At 66.7% G+C, this 14,444-nt stretch carries 8 protein-coding genes and 1 pseudogene; 3 read left to right on the top strand and 6 right to left on the bottom strand.

All coding sequences use genetic code 11. The annotated features are described in order from the left end of the window. The first annotated feature begins 153 nt into the window (after positions 1-153). On the top strand, positions 154-3,198 hold the full coding sequence (locus MLE64_RS00275; RefSeq protein ID WP_243314549.1) for a cytochrome c3 family protein: 3,045 nt from the start codon (positions 154-156) through the stop codon (positions 3,196-3,198). Positions 3,199-3,279: 81 nt separating this feature from the next. Here the strand turns inward: MLE64_RS00275 and MLE64_RS00270 are convergent, their stop codons facing one another. The 6 genes and pseudogenes from MLE64_RS00270 to MLE64_RS00250 all read right to left on the bottom strand — a co-directional run bounded on the left by MLE64_RS00270 (position 3,280) and on the right by MLE64_RS00250 (position 9,737). Beyond that, a complete protein-coding gene (locus tag MLE64_RS00270) occupies positions 3,280-4,836 on the bottom strand; it encodes a peptidylprolyl isomerase (protein WP_243314547.1) in 1,557 nt (518 codons plus the stop codon). A gap of 36 nt (positions 4,837-4,872) precedes the next feature. Next, positions 4,873-5,301 (bottom strand): hypothetical protein, encoded by a 429-nt coding sequence (locus MLE64_RS15915; protein WP_341482247.1) that lies wholly within the window; start codon positions 5,299-5,301, stop codon positions 4,873-4,875. 264 nt (positions 5,302-5,565) lie between these two features. Continuing rightward, a pseudogene (locus MLE64_RS15995) lies at positions 5,566-6,033 on the bottom strand (cytochrome c3 family protein); the annotation flags it as partial. Positions 6,034-6,095: 62 nt separating this feature from the next. Beyond that, positions 6,096-7,802, bottom strand: coding sequence for a hypothetical protein (locus MLE64_RS00260; RefSeq protein ID WP_243314538.1), 1,707 nt, complete (start codon positions 7,800-7,802; stop codon positions 6,096-6,098). Positions 7,803-7,958: 156 nt separating this feature from the next. After that, positions 7,959-8,612 carry a cytochrome c3 family protein gene (locus MLE64_RS00255; protein ID WP_243314536.1) on the bottom strand — a complete coding sequence of 218 codons (654 nt, stop codon included), beginning with the start codon at positions 8,610-8,612 and terminating at the stop codon, positions 7,959-7,961. 57 nt (positions 8,613-8,669) lie between these two features. Continuing rightward, positions 8,670-9,737, bottom strand: coding sequence for an NHL repeat-containing protein (locus tag MLE64_RS00250; protein WP_243314534.1), 1,068 nt, complete (start codon positions 9,735-9,737; stop codon positions 8,670-8,672). A 309-nt stretch (positions 9,738-10,046) separates the two neighbouring features. Between MLE64_RS00250 and MLE64_RS00245 the strand changes: the two genes are divergently transcribed. After that, on the top strand, positions 10,047-11,408 hold the full coding sequence (locus MLE64_RS00245; RefSeq protein ID WP_243314532.1) for an NHL repeat-containing protein: 1,362 nt from the start codon (positions 10,047-10,049) through the stop codon (positions 11,406-11,408). Further along, entirely contained in the window at positions 11,405-14,440 is a 3,036-nt protein-coding gene (locus MLE64_RS00240) for a cytochrome c3 family protein (protein WP_243314531.1), read from the top strand. Before MLE64_RS00245 ends, MLE64_RS00240 begins: the two co-directional genes overlap by 4 nt. Positions 14,441-14,444: the final 4 nt, after the last annotated feature.

Here is a 14,444-nt window from a genome sequence, read left to right as displayed (position 1 = left end):
GATCACGCCGGAAATAACCTAATCCAGACGCCTTTTCATGCGCGATACCTCTGCGGAAGGCCATCAGGAGATCTTGGACAGCACAAAGATGACTCTAAGATGAGGTATGCCCATCCCCCCCCACTGGGCTCCTCATCTGAGACCGCCGACGCCATGACCCCTCCACGCCGGACCCTCGCTTTCCTTCTGCTCGCCCTGCTGGCAGGCCTCGTACCCTGCCGGGCCGCGGACACGCCCCGAACCTGCCAGGATTGCCATCCCAAGGTCCGTCAGGCCGCCTCTCCCACCACGGCCCACAAGCCCCTGCTCGACGGGAAGTGCCAGTGGTGCCACAAGCCCCACGGCGCGGCGAACGTCAACCTCCTCCACGAGGGCGGGGGCCGGGCGCTCTGTGCCATCTGCCACAAGGGGTTCAAGCAGACCGCCAATGAGCGCCCAGCGCACCGCTTCGAATCCAAGGGCGAGTGCGGCGCCTGCCACGGCGCCCACGACACGGGACGGAAGCGCCTGCTCCGGAAGGACACCCAGGAACTGTGCCTCTCCTGCCACGCCGACATCAAGACCCGCACCACGTCGGCCCATCCCCATCCGGCCACGGACGACTGCCTGGCCTGCCACCAGCCCCATCCCTCGGCCACGCGCAGCCTCCTCAAGGCGGGCGTCCCGGGTCAGTGCGATACCTGCCACGACGTGGCCGGCCTCTCGAAGACCCACGGTGGCTTCCCACTGAAGGCGGAGGCCTGCGCCACCTGCCACAACCCCCACGGCGGCGCGGCCAAGGGCCTCCTGCGCGACCGTCAGCACGCCCCTTTCGCGCCGGGTTCCTGCGCCGACTGCCATGCGCCCGCCGCCGGCGGTGCCGTGAAGCTGGCGAAGCCCGTAACAGAGCTGTGCCTCGACTGCCACGGCCCCCTGCCCGGCCCCGGCGTGCAGCACCAGCCGGCGAAGGATGGGAAGTGTCTCACCTGCCACCGGCCCCATGCCGGGGACGCCAAGGGCCTCCTCACGGCCCCGCCCCAAGAGCTGTGCGCCGGCTGCCACACGGACCTCGCCAAGGGGAAGTCCCTGCATCCACCCTTCCGGGATGGCGCCTGCATGGACTGCCACCGGCCCCACGACTCGAAGGAAAAGGCCCTCCTCACCGCGCCCGCGAAGCAGCTGTGCCTCACCTGCCACGAGGACCTCGTCAAGGGCAAGAGCCAGCACGCGCCGGCCGCCCAGGGTGACTGCCTCGTCTGCCACGGGGCCCACGCCACCGCCACCCCCCCGGTTCTCAAGCAGGCCGGCGAGACGCTCTGCGCCACCTGCCACACCGGCGTGGCGAAGGGTGAGGTCCTCCATGCCCCGGCGAAGAAGGGCCAGTGCCTCGCCTGCCACACGCCCCACGCCTCAGCTTCCGCCAAGCTCATCAAAGGCGGCGAGCTGGCCGCATGCGGCGCCTGCCACGAGAAGATCGTGAAGCGCAAGGTGCTCCACGCTCCTGTGAAGAACGGCCAGTGCAGCGCCTGCCACACACCCCACGGCGGCGCGCTCGCGAAGCTCGTGAAGGACGACACCGACAAGCTCTGCACCGCCTGCCATGCCGGCCTGATGAAGGGCGATGTGAAACACCAGCCCGCCACCGGAAAGCGCGGCTGCCTCGCCTGCCACGATCCACACGGCGGCGATCAGGCCAAGTTCCTGAAGCGGGACCAGCCCGAAGGCTGCTACACCTGCCACACCCGCAAGGACAAGTTCCAGGTCGTGCACTCCCCCGTGAACGACGGCCAGTGCAGCAGCTGCCACAGCCCCCACTCCGGCGACGGGCTGGCCCTGCTAGCCTCCCCCCGGATCCAGGAGACCTGCGCGACCTGCCATGACCTTGCGGACGAAGCCCTGGGCCGCAAGCACCTCACCAGCTCGCTGGCGAAGGTGGACTGCCTGGGCTGCCACGAGCCTCACACTTCGACGAAGAAGGGCCTGATCCTCAAGGGCGCCCACCCGCCCTTCCTGGAGAACTGCGCCAACTGCCATGCCTCCCCGGCCCCCGGCGCCAAGCTCCCGGCGGGCACGCCCCGCCTGGACCAGCCCGTGCCCCAGCTCTGCCGCACCTGCCACGCGGACCTGGAGCCCAAGGCCGGCGCCACCCAGCACCAGCCCTTCAAGGGCGGCGAGTGCCTGTCCTGCCACCGTCCCCACGCCTCCAAGACCGAAGCCCTGCTGGAGAAGCCCGGCAGCCAGGTCTGCCTCACCTGCCACGAGAAGGCCGAGGCGCCCAAGGGCGGCTGGGGGCACAAGCCCTATCTGGACAGCAGCTGTCGAGACTGCCACGCGCCCCACCAGACCGAGGCCCAGCACCTGCTTCGCCAGAAGCCCCTGGACCTGTGCCTGGGATGCCACACCTCCATCGCCGCGGCGGTGAAGTCGAAGCACGCCCACCAGCCCGCCGCCTCCGGCGAGTGCCTCAGCTGCCACGCCGTCCACACGGGCAAGCTGGCCAAGGGCCTCCTCCAGCCCATGGAGGAGCTGTGCGTCAGCTGCCACGACGCCGGGGACCTGAAGAAGGCCCACAAGGGCTACCCCGTGTCCGCCAAGGACTGCGCCACCTGCCACGACCCTCACGGCTCGAACAACGACGGCATGCTCAAGGCCACCGCCCACCCGCCGGTGGCCGCGGGCGACTGCAGCACCTGCCATGCGGACAGCGCCGCGCCCAAGCCCTTCGCGACCAACGAAGCCATGCCTGGCCTCTGCTTCAACTGCCATGACGGCGTGGCCACGGCCGCCAAGAAGGCCTTCCCCCATCCCCCGGTGGCCAACGGCGAGTGCACCGCCTGCCATACGCCCCACGCCTCCACCCGGCCCTCCCTCCTGGCCGGCAACCCCAAGGACCTTTGCCTCCAGTGCCACGACGGCCTGCGGGACGAAGCCAACAAGGCGGTCTCGAAGCACAAGCCCGTAATGGACGGCCTCTGCGCCACCTGCCACACAGCCCACGGCGGCGACGCCAAGGGCTTCCCCCGCGGCGAGGTCCAGACCCTCTGCCTGAACTGCCACAAGGACAAGAAGGCTGGCCACCCGGTGGCCAACCATCCGACCTCAGGCCGCACTGTCAAGGCCACCGGCAAGCCCCTCACCTGCCTCTCCTGCCACCAGCCCCACTTCTCCAAGAGCCCGAAGCTGCTGGCCGTCTCCGGCTGCGACGCCTGCCACACCTAGGGTCGCGTTCCCGGGGGAACTGTCCGCCCCCATGCCAAAGCCCCCCGGTCACCCGGGGGCTTGGCGCCTTCAAGGCGGGTCTTAGTCGCCCAGGCTGCGCTCCACCAGGTCGGGGCCGTGCGCCTTGAGGTAGTCCGCCCGCACGGCCTCGCGGCATTCGTCCAGCGGCATCACGGGACCGGAACGCCGCTCCAGGGCATTGAAGATCATGAAGCCATCCGGGCCCAGCATGGGGCCCACCGGTTGGCCCAGGGGTCCTGCCAGGAGAGCCTGCATGAGCGTGGGGGGCACCAGCGTTTGGAGTGAGGCCACCTCCACCCAGCCGGGTTCGGGGTTGCCCGTGGCCTCCGCGTCGGCGTGCCGCGCCACGGCCTCTCGCCAGGGCAGACCCGTCCGCACCTCATTCAGGGCCGCGTCCGCTTCGTCCTTGGAATCGGCCACCAGCACCTGCAGGCGCAAGGCGCCCACCTGCCGGAAGCGGTCCGGGAAAGCCTCGTGGTGCTCCGCCAGGTTGACCTCGGGCACCTGGGCTTCGGCGAGGTAGGATTCGGCGTAGCGGGAGTACGCGCGCTCCCGCTCGTCCAGCCAGAGGGCGGCCTGAACCCCGGGCTTCCGGTCGAGCCCCTGCTTCCTGGCCGCGGCGGCGAGACGGATCTGGTCCGCCACGCCCTCCATGAACTCAGCCTTCGTGGCGGCACCCAGCGAATGACTCTGGCCCATGGTCCTGAGCACCTCGACCAGATGCCGCTTGAGCCGCCGCAGGCTGATGGTCGTCCCGGCCACCCGGCCCGCCACCTTGCGCTCATCGCCCGGCAGGATCTCCGTGGTGCGGTCCGCGCCCAGCACGGCCAGGTCGGGAACCAGTGGATACCGGGGACGCAGCGCGTCCAGGGCCGCCTGCCGCTTCATCTTCGTCTGGGCGGCCGCCGCCTCCTTCAGCAGGGTTTCCCGCTGCGCGGCGAAGTCCACCTCCGTCTCACGCCGGGCTTCCCAGGCCTTGGCGACATGCCAGCCGAACTCGCTTTGAATGGGGCCCACCGGCGCGCCCACGGGAGCAGCGAACACGGGACTGCCGAAGGCAGGCACCAGCTGCTTCTGCCGGATCCAGCCCAGGTCGCCCTTGTTCTGGGCCGCGCTGGGATCCACGGAAACCTCGGCGGCCACCTTCTCGAAGGGCTCTCCTGCCTGGATGCGCTTCAGGGCCGCCTCGGCCTCCTCCCGGGTCTTGCACAGGAGGTGCGACACGTGACGTTCTTCCCCCTGGGCCAGGAAGGCGGCCTTGACCTGCGCCTCGGTCATGCCGGCATGACCCGGCCGGGAGTCGAGGAAGGCCCTCCCCAGCACGGCAAGGCGACCCTCCTGACGGCGTTCCTGCCACTCTGGCGCCTTCAGGAGCCCTCTGGTCCCAGCCAGCGCCCAGGCCTTCTCCAGCCGGGCGAGCCTGGCTCTCGCGGCCTCGGCGGATAGGCCCGGCTCCGCCGCCCGGATCGCCTTCAGGTGTTCCGCCTCGGCATCGACTGTGCGGATCGAACGCAGGGCGGGCGCCGCCGTCACGGCAGGACCCAGCCCGAGCGCGCCCACCAGGATCGCCATCTGGATCCGGGTGAAGCCATTCTGCAACGAGGGGGCGTCATGCATGGAAAGCTCCTGGAAGAACGCCTGAATGACCCGCGATCAATAGCGCGTCTGCACGTGGTCGTAGCCGTGGCAGCTCAGGGTGCAGGTGCCGTGGCCGAGGCCCGACCGCTGGAAGGACGGCCCGCCGACCGAAGAAGCAGTCACCACAGAGCGGTCGAACTCGATGAGGGCTGCCTGCCGCAGGGAACCATGGGAGGCATGGCAGGTGGCGCAGGCGGTCGGCTCGCCGTAGCCCGGCTGGAAGGCGCCGCTCCGCCCGGGACGGAGGTCCTTCGGTGAGCGCAGCCCCAGCACCGCCGCCGCCTCGGAGAGAGTCGGCACCTGTCGCTGAGCGGCCATTGAGCCGCTGTTGGTGAACCCACTCAGGTGCTGGGCGTGGAAGGGGAAAGATTGGTTGGCGAGGATGGACTGCCGGTCATGGCAGAGATGGCAGAGGTCGTTGGCGCGTTCTCCCAGGCGCCCCATGTCCTTCTCATGGCCAAAGGAAGCCTTCAGGAGGGCGGCATTGATCGAAAAGTGCGGCCCCCGGGCACCCGTCGGATCGGGATTGTCATGGCAGGAGGTGCAGTCCAGCCGCCCCTGGAAGGCTGATGCGCGCAAACTGGGCAGTTCCGGATGGCTCGCGGCGGTGGCTCCAATGCCGTGGGAGGAAGGAGCACCCTTTCCAAACAGCTGACCGATGTCGGCGTTGCCGGATGTGAGGGGTGCCGCCTCCGGACCGGCATGACATCCGAAGCAGATGTCGGCCGTGGACTGAGGATGACGGTCCAGCAATCGGCCACGGTCATCGAAGGCTGTGTTGCGGAGTTTGCCGCGTTCCTTCCCATGGGGATCGTGGCAACCGGAGCAATCCTGAGTCAGGCGAATCTGCCTGGATGGATTGACCTGGACCGAACGGACGTAGGTACCGGGCCGGCGGGAACTGAACCGTTCCTTCGTGTGACCGGAGCCCTGGCCGCTCCAGCTCGAGAGCTTGGGGGCGAATCCCTCGCTGGGAGCGGTGTTCGTCCCCTCATGGCAGGACAGGCACAGCTGGTCTGTCGCCTCGCGAGCCGGCTTCTGGCTGGTGCGCCCGCTCCCGCGATGATTTTTGTGGCAGGTCAGGCAGGCCCCATGAACCAACGAGATCCCACTCCGGGTTGGCGCCTTGGCCGAAGCGACACCTGTGGACCCGACCTGGGCGAACCCCGGATTCATCGCCAGACCCATCGCCAAACCGACGGCAAGGCCTCGGAACAGTCTGAACGACGGCCGATGTCTCATCGCCAGTTCCTTATGCAGATCGCGTCGAACCAACGCAGCAGATCCACATTGATGCTGTCGTTGCGGAGGCCGCCATCCGTGCGTGAAGTCTGGTACCGGACACGCAGGGAGACCTGGCGGAAGCTCAAGTCGGCCCATGTGGACACGGTGGTTGTGGCGGGAACCATGGAGGCATCGTACCGAAGGATCAGCACGCCGACCGGAACCTTCCAGAGCCGGGTCGTGGCGCCCGCGGTGTAGCGCCGGCTAAGGCCGCTCTGATTCCCCAGGGCAGGCGCCGGACTCCACGTCGAGGCCACGGCCTGGCTCTCGCGGTCATCGCTGTATCCCATGGATGCGGTCAATGTGGTGAGTCCCAGCCGATACGAGCCGTTCACCAGGAAATCGCTGTTGCGAAGCTCCAAGCCGGGTCGGGCGAGACCCTTGTCGTGCTTGAAATCCCCCATCAGGTACACGGACAGGTCACTCCTGGTTAGCACCTGCCCCGTGATCCTGGCCCAATCCAACGTCCCGCCTGTTCCACTGTCGCTCATGCGCCACACGTCCGCAGTGAATGCGAAGGACCCGGTCTGGCGCATCCGCCGCCTGAGCATCTCCTGAGCCAACTCAGTCGGCACGAAATCCGGCGGATATTCCTCGCGCACCCTCTGATCGAAGCGCCAATCGCTGAGGAAAAAGAGGCTGTGGCGGATCAGCTCCGGCACATCTCCCCCTCGGGCGACACCCAGGTTCAGGGACGTGAAACGCTTGGCATTGTCGTCGGTTACGAGGGACTGCTGGAAGTACGACAGTCCCGCGTCTCCATGGAGCCTCCATTCGGGACTCACGGCGTAGGACCCGCCCACGAGAAGCGCGCTCGTGCGTTCACTCCGGAATTCGGCCGGCGTGTCGTTCCCGCTGTAGCTTCCCGTAAGGTGGGCATGCCATTTTCGGACTTCGTACACCAGGGATTCCGACGTGAAGCTGGTGGTCGTGTGGACCTTGTCCTGGGTCGAAGACCCGATGGACGCGCTGGTCAAGGAGTGCCAGGCGCCACTGATGGGGCCGTAGAACGAAGCGTTGAAATCGGACCAGCGGCTGAGTCCGGAATCCTGTGCCTGGGATCGGGTGCGAAGCTTCCAGTCCCGGGCAAGAAGAGTGTCCGTGTCCAGATGCAGGGTGATGAATCTCCAGGCCGGCGTGTCGAGCGGTCGGTAGTCCTGGCGGAGAGCCTCGAAATCGATCTGAGTCTGTTGAAGGCGGTGGTGGGTCTCCAGTTTCCACTGGGCCCATTCATCCCGATAGGCCCCCGGCGTGGCTCCTCCCTCCAGCCTGGCGTCGCCATGGCGATAAGTGAGGAAGGTATCGCCGAGGAATCGGTTGGCGTAACGAATCCCCCCGCCCCAGGTTTCGCCCTTCAGCGATCCAGAGCCCAGCAGATCCGGGGACTGGGTGTGCTGGTAGTCCAGATAGAGGCGGAACGGACGATAGGGGAACAGGCTGACGCGGGCCCCGTACCGGTTCAGTCCCAGATCGGCTCCCGACTCATTGCTGTAGGCCAGGCGGTTGTATTCCACCGCCCCGTTCAGAGCCAGGGCGCCCAGGCGATACGTGAAGATGGGGATGCCCGCATCCACCTCGTAGATGGCCTGGGTGGTGGAAGTGCTGGACATCTGGCTGGATTGCCATTGGTTGTAGCGGAGCTGGAACCGCTGGTTCAGCACCAGAGGGCAGTCCTCCGCCCGCCCGGCGATGGCCGCGCCCGCGAGAAGCAGCGTGAATGTTCCAAGCCTCACGGCAGACCTTCGGAAAAGGAGGTCGAAAAAGCGGGGGGCGGGTGGAACCACCCCCCGCGCATCATGCGTGTCGCAGTGCCTGGACTACTTGATGTGGCAGGTGGTGCAGAGCGCGGAATTGGTCATGGACGCGCGCAGGAAGGGCGCGGCGACCGCATTGCTGTGCACGTCGTGGCAGCTGGCGCACTCGACCTTGCTGCTGAAGAGGGGAAGGCCGCCGACATTAGAGGTCGAGCCCGCCACGGTGGGGACCACCAGGCCGGTCTTGGTCGGGTAGGTCATGGACACGGGGTGGTCGTTGCTCAGGTCCGTGCCGAGAGCCGCGGCCCCGCCCAGCACGCCGCTCGCATTGACATTGCCACCGGCCGTGTAGGAGATGGAAGCGACGTCAGAGGGGATGTTGATGAGGTTGCCCACGGAGGTCGTGCCGTCATGGCAGGTGAAGCAGGCCAGGCTGGCTCCGGTGGGCTGGGTGGGCGTGGAGGTCAGGGTCGCGCTGCTGTAGAGGGTGAAGGACGGGGTGGCGCCCTGGAACTTCCGGTTCCACAGAGGCACGAGCTGGGCCGTGCTCGAAGCGGCATTGTGGGGGGCGTGGCAGAACACGCAGACCTGGGTGGTGTTCGTGTGCGCCTGGCCGGCAAGGGCGTTGGTGCTCAGGTCATGCTTGGTGCCGGTGATGCCCGCGGCGGACAGGCTCAGGGAGCCGGCGGCCAGCAGGACGACGAGAAGGGATTTCATGGTTCACCTCGTGGGTGGTGGGGGGGGGGTGGGTGGGGAGAAACAGCAAGGTGCTGCTTATTGCGGGGTCGGTCCGGGGGCAGGTGCCTCCTTTTCCTCCCGCAAATATTGGAATTTCTGGATGCGTCCGTTGATTTGATCGGCCACGTAGATGCCGCCGTTGGCGTCGATGGAGAGGCCAGTGGGAACCTGGAACTGGCCCTTGCGCGCACCACCTTGGCCCACGAAGGTGAGGACGCGGCCCTCCTGATCGAAGATCTGGAAGTTGTTGAAAGCTGCGTCCGCCACGTAAAGGTGGCCCTCGGGATCCACCGCGATGCCCTTGGGCCGCGCGAACTGGCCTGCCATGTCGCCCACCTTGCCGAAAGCCCGGAGGAACCTCCCGTTGAAGTCGAAGAGCTGGACACGGAAGTTGCCCGAATCCACCACCGCGAATCCCACGCCGGGCACCATGCACACGTAGGTGGGGAAGTTGAACTGGCCCTCCTCGCTGCCCCGGCCGCCGATGGTCTTGATCAGGTTCAGCGATCGCGAGTAGAGGCGCACGGCATGCTCGTCTCCGTTCACCACCACGAGCAGGTTCCGGGACTCATCCACCGCCAGCCCGACGGGGCGCTTGATGCCATCGGCCTTGCCCAGGACGCCGAGCTGGCGCCCGTCCTTGTCGAAGACCACCACTTGGCTCGTGTTGGCGCTGGCCGCGTAGACCAGCTTGGAATCCACGGCCAGCCCCGTGGGGGTGGTCAGCACCGCACCACTGACGGCGGAGAAGGCCCAGACCTTCTTGTTCGCCGGATCCATGGCCACGACGCCCAGGTTGTAGTCGCCCACGAAGATCACGCCCTGGCCATCCACCGCCACGCTGAGAGGGCGCTGGATCCAGATCACCTCTTCGGACTTGCCCGCCAGGCGGTCGATGAAGCTGCGCTTCTTCTTGGCGCCCACATCGAAGGCGTTGCGGTACTCAGCCACCCACTTGATGCGGGCGGGAGCAGGCGGCGGGGGCCAGGCCAGCACCTCGTCCTGCGCCACGGGAGGCGCGGCGGGCTTCTGCGCGGACAGAGGCGCCGTCGCGGTCGCGGCACATGCGAGGGCAACGGACAGCAGGATGGAACGATTGGACATGGCGGTTCGGCCTCGTGGATGTCTTGCATCGGACAACGTCACAGGAACCTGTCAGCCGACCCTCGAACCATAGGGCCCATAAGCGAACTACGGGTCATCTATTTTTGTGATTTTGATCATCTGGTTTTTTTTTCTTAGGGGCCTTCAAGAAACGACTGATTTGTTGCAGCTCGCAACTGTTGCGTGTTACACAGCATAGATCATCTGCTCATCCTTAAACCTCATTCCGCCCTATGCTCCTGGTGTCCCGGGCCTTCTCCCGAGGACTCCCCCCCCCCTCTATGCAGCCCGTCCCCTGGAGGTCATCCCATGACCGGCCGGTTCATCCTTCGCCGACGCTGGGCCCTGTCCATGGCCCTCGCCTTCCTGTCCGCCCTCGGCTTGGCGGCCCAGGCCACGCTTCCCGTCGCCACCCCGTTGCGTTCCTATGACAAAGGATTCCGCGAACCCGTGCGTCTAACCACAGATTCAGTCGGACGGCTCTTCGTGGCGGATCCCCGTCTGGGAGTGATCACGGTCCGCGACGAGGCGGGCCGGTTCCTCGGGGCCAAGTGGGGCTTCGCCCAGCCTCTCGGCATCGCCGTGGATCCCTCGGGCCGCATCTTTGTCTGCGAGGCGGGCAAGGGGCGGGTTTCCATCTTCACGCCGGGCTGGGTGCCCGCGGGGTACCTTGGCCAGGGTGACGGCGAGTTCCAGATGCCCAACCACATCCAGATCACGCCGAACGGCCTGGTCTACGTGGTGGACAGCCAGGCCAACCAGGTGAAGGTCTACGGCCCCGGCAACCAGCTGGTGCGTCAGTTCGGCACCCCCGGCATCCAGGCGGGCCAGTTCAACTTCCCCACCGGCATCGCCATCGCGCCTTCCGGTGAAATCTTCGTCTCCGACCAGGGCAACGGCCGCATCCAGGTTTTTGATGCCCAGGGTATCTTCCTTCGCAAATTCGGCGGTCTGGTCGGCATGGTTGGATCCAACAGCACCTTCGGCCGTGTGCAGGGCCTGCTGGCCGATGGTCAGGGCCGCATCTACCTGGCGGATTCCTTCCGCGGTGTGGTGGTGGTGGTGGATGCCACCGGGGTGAAGCTGGGGAACCTGGGGAGCTTCGGCTCGGATCCCGGCCAGCTCGTGGGCCCCGCCAGCCTGGCAATCGACCGCAACAACCGCCTCTTCGTGGCCACGCCAGGCAATACGCGGGTGGAAGTCTACGGACTGGACACCTACACCGATCCTCACATCCTTGCCGCCATTCTGACCGTGAACCCCACCCAGCTGGTTCGCGAGGCCCCCGAGGACCGGGCCCGCACGCGCAGAGGCATGGCCCGGAACCCCGAAATCTGGCGGGAGCGGGGCGATGGGATCACCGGCAGTCCCCTGCGCCCCTCCCTGATCTCCGTCCTCATCAAGATCCCCGGCGTGGATCCCTCCACCATCCAAGGCGGCACCCTCACCGCCAACGGGGTGGCCGCCACGCGCGTCCCTGGTGCCTTCATCGGGGACTTCGACCACGACGGATTCCTGGAATACCGGGCCTGGTTCGACGAGCGCCGCCTGCTGGCCACCTTGCCCGACGGAAGTGCCTTCCTGGTGCTGTCGGGCCGCCTGACGGATGGCCGCACCTTCGAAAACATTGCCGATGTGACGATCGTGAACCTGACAGGGAGTGTCCAGTGATCCGCCTCCGCGCTACCCGTCTCGCGCTTGTGCTCAGCCTGCTGGCCATCACCGGCGTGGCCCTGCTGGCGATCGACCCGCCACACAACATCTCGATGGCGAACAGCTACGGTGCGCTCAACTACTGCACCCCTTGCCATATGACCCATGGGGCTCTGGGCGGGACGCTTACCTACACGGCCGGCAACGCGAACCTGTGCCTGAGCTGCCATGTCACCGGCGGCCGGGTGGCCACCACTCACACCTTCGCCCCCACTGACCAGGCTCTGCCTCCGCGAGGCCTCCCGACCGGGACCGCGCCCACCGGAACGTCCCACCGCTGGGATTCCGGCGCCGCTGGCCGCGTGATCAAGGGCTCCCCCAATACGTCCACGGGTAGCCTCGTCCTGTCCGGCGACTACACGGGAGCCTACCCGACCACCGTCCAGATCAAGATCAACGCCGCGGGCCAAGCCGGAGCCGCCACATTCGACTGGCAGATGACGGTCAACGGGACCAGCGCCTGGGGCACCGCCACCACCGGCACCTTCACCTCGACTGCCCCTGTCGCTCTTGGCAGCACTGGCATTTCCGTGGCATTCGTCAACGGCTCCGCGAACCCCTCCTTCATCGCCGGCGACCTCTACCTGATCTACGCGCGGCCCGACCTTCAGGGACCGGTAAACACGGCGCTGAGCACCCGGATGCAGAACGGCCAGCTCATGTGCTCCACCTGCCATGACCAGCACCTGCAGGCGAACGCGCCCTTCGATCCCGCTGCCGCGGGAATCAGCCCCGGCAGCGCCGGCCGGCACTTCCAGCGCCTGCCCAACACCTCAGATCAGATGTGCGTGGACTGCCACGCCCCCCGCAATGTCACGGCCAAGGGCGGTACCAGCCATCCGATCACGCTTCCCCTGCCCGCCACGTCCGATTACAACAAGGCCACATCCCCGATCACCGGGATCACCAAGCTCAGCGTCACCTCCAATGTGGAATGCCAGTCCTGCCACGACATTCATGGCGCCCCGGTGGCTAACGGGAACCTGCTGCGGGCCGAGGCCACGGGCGCCGCCGCCGGCACCAACCCCCTCTGCGACGATTGCCACACCTACGCCAAGGTCGCCACCAACAAGGGCGTCCACTTCGACCCCACCAAGGGGGTGCTGTGGCCCGGCGGCCAGTGGGTCACGCCCTCCACGTCCACCCCTGCCTCCAGCCTGAGCACCTATCCCGCGTTCAACTACTCAACGGATGCGGCCAAGCGCGCCACCTGCGTGAACTGCCACGATCCCCACGGCTGGCCAGACGCCCGGACCACATCGGCCAAATACGCCAAGCTGCTGGTGGACGACCCTTCGGACCTCTGCCTGGCCTGCCACGACGCCAATGGGCAGATCAACACCACGGGCGGAAACCAGGTCGTGCCCAACATCCAGCAGGAGATTATCAAGCCCATCCACCACCCCGTGGAGCGCACCAGCGGACGCACCGTCATGTGCGCCGACTGCCACAATCCCCACAAAGCCGTGGCAGGCTCGCACACCTACACCACCACCGCTACCCTCACGCGCAACCAGATCATGAACGGCACCACGGTCCAAAGCGGGCCGCTGATGGGCGTCGACGGTGTGCGGTACAGCCCCTACCCGGCGCTCTGGGTTTCCCCCACCGCCTCCAACTTCACCGCCACCCCGACCGCCACCTACGAGTACGAGGTGTGTTTCAAGTGCCACACCGCCTACTCCTTCGGCAGCACACCGCCGAACGGCATCACTTCCGGCGGCACCAGCACCCTGACTCTGGTCAGCGGCAGCACCCAGCCCTGGGTGGCGGGCGTGGGCACGGCGAAGTTCAACAACAACAGCCAGACGGTCAACGGCACCAGCACGAACTGGACCACGACCAACATGGCGGGCCAGTACGTCCGCCCCGTGGGCGGCACCGTGAACACCTACCGAGTCACCGCCTCCACCACCACGTCCCTGACCATTTCCGCCATCTACGGCCAGACCACCACGGCCTACGTGGCCTACGAGACCCGCGACGCCGCTGCCATCACGGGCACAACCACCGTCACAGGCTACGGCACCACTTGGCCGGTGGGGAGCACCCCTGGAACTGGATTGGTCGGCCAGTTCTTCGCCATGACCTCCGGCAACACCAATTCCTACCAGATCACGGCCTCATCGGCCACCAGCCTCACCATCACCACCGCCACCACCTCCACGACACCCCAGGACTTCTATATCCACCCCGGCGCCAGCTTCTCCAACGGCAAAACCGCGGTCGTCGGCTACGGCACCAACTGGACATCCGCCCTTGTGGGCGGGCAGATCCAGGCCGTGGGCGGGACGGCCTACACCATTTCTTCCGTGACCGACGCCACCCACCTGACCCTGAGCGCCAATTTCGGACAGACCAGCACAATCGCCCGGTTCAACCTCGCCTCACCCGTCCTCTTCCAGGAGACGGATGTGGCCCGCGAGTTCAACCCCAATAACCGTTCCGGTCATCCCGTCGTGGCCAGCCTGAACAATTACACCGGGAGCTACGCCCCCAAGGCCCTGGTCCAGGCCCAGATGCTTTCAGGCTCGCCCTGGGTCACCAACGTGGGCAATCAGACCATGATGTGCTCGGATTGCCACAACACGGATGGCGCCGCAGCCCAGGGCCCCCACGGATCTGCCAACCAGTTCATGCTCAAAGGCGCCAACTCCGCCAACTGGCCGAATGTGACCCTCCAGAATTTCTCCACCAGCTGGTGTGCCAATTGCCACACCACCTTCTCCAACGACCCCCACGGGGGCCACCACCTCTCTTACCCTTGCTATGACTGCCATGTGGTCATCCCCCACGGCAGCTTGCGCTCGCGGCTCATTGGCGATCGCACCAATATGCCCACCCGATACGCCTATCAGAACAACCTGAACAATATGCAGATCCAGGGATTCCAGAAGGCCTCCTCCATGTCGAGTTATACAGATAAATACTGCCAGGCGGCCTGCGATAGCCAACACAGTGCCGTACCCGCGGCCAACGAGCCTTGGTGACTCG

It is taken from the genome of Geothrix paludis, assembly GCF_022808815.1.
Classification (GTDB): Bacteria; Acidobacteriota; Holophagae; order Holophagales; family Holophagaceae; genus Geothrix; species Geothrix paludis.
This window is presented reverse-complemented; position numbering and strand designations above follow the sequence as displayed.